Source organism: Mycobacterium simiae (genome assembly GCF_008370645.1).
In the GTDB taxonomy this organism is placed as follows: domain Bacteria; phylum Actinomycetota; class Actinomycetes; order Mycobacteriales; family Mycobacteriaceae; genus Mycobacterium; species Mycobacterium simiae_A.
Genome location: NZ_VTZN01000389.1, coordinates 1 through 1,369, shown reverse-complemented (window position 1 = coordinate 1,369; position 1,369 = coordinate 1). Strand labels below are relative to the sequence as shown.

At 58.1% G+C, this 1,369-nt stretch carries 1 pseudogene; it reads left to right on the top strand.

The features are described 5' to 3' along the window. Window positions 1-1,369: pseudogene (locus F0Q45_RS25995) on the top strand (PPE family protein); the annotation flags it as partial.

Genomic DNA, 1,369 nt, shown 5'->3' with positions numbered 1-1,369 from the left:
GGCCAAGTAGGTTTCGGCGGGCTGAACTCCGGGACCGCCAACATCGGCTTGTTCAACGCGGGCACGAACAATATCGGCTTGTTCAACTCCGGCACCAACAACCTCGGTATCGCAAACTCGGGAATTGGAAACTGGGGTCTGCTCAACGCTGGAAACGGCAACTGGGGTATCGAGAATCCTGGTAGCGGGAACACTGGCCTGGCCAACACGGGCCAGTACAACACGGGCTTCTTCAACAGCGGCGACGTGAATACCGGCTTCTACAACACCGGCGGCTACAACACCGGCGGCTTCAACGTGGGCAGTACCAACACTGGTGCATTCAACGTGGGTAGCACCAACACCGGCAACTTCAACCCCGGTGATATCAACACCGGCTCCTACAACCCCGGCGACGTCAATACCGGATTCTTCAACACGGGCGATTTCAACAACGGCTTCTTCGTGGCGGGCGATAACCAAGGACAGATTTCCATTGATCTGTCGGTCGACACCCCCTACGTTCCGATAAACGTGCAGATGATCATTCCGATCAATCAGGTAATGATGCTCGGCGGCAACGCTGTTCAGGTAACCACAACGGGCGAGGTTTTCCCCAGAACCTTCTATTTGGATGGTTCTTTCTTCTTAGGCCCCATCATTTTGGGGGCATCCGCACTTACGGCTCCGACGGTGACACTTACGATCGGCGGACCAACCACCACCATACCCATCAGTATTGTCGGCGCACTCGAAAGCCGTACCATCACCTTCCTCGACATCCCGGCGGCCCCAGGCTACGGAAACTCGACCACCAACCCGTCATCGGGTTTCTTCAACGCCGGCACCGGCGGCATATCCGGCTTCCAAAACCTCGGTGCGAGCAGTTCGGGTATCTGGAACAGCGGCTTGGCGGCGGCGGGAAATTCGGGCTTCCAAAACTTCGGCTCGCTGCAATCAGGTTGGGCGAATCTGGGCAACACGGTCTCGGGCTTCTACAACACCAGCCTGGCGAACCTTGCGACACCGGCCAATGTCTCGGGCCTGTATAACGTCGGCACCGACCTGGCCGGCATATTCCGCAGCCCGTCCGGATCGCTCTTCAACGTCGGTCTGGCCGATCTCGGTTCATGGAACGTGGGCAGCAGCAACATCGGCGATATCAACCTGGGCAGCGGAAACATCGGCAACGCGAACATCGGCTTCGGCAACGTCGGCAGCAACAACATAGGCAGCGGGAACATCGGAGACAGCAACTTTGGCTTCGCCAATGCGGGTCCGGGGCTGACGGACGGTTCCTACAACATCGGCTTCGGCAACATTGGAAGCCGCAACTTTGGCTTCGGCAACACCGGGGATGGCAACTTCGGATTCGGCAACACCGGCAACA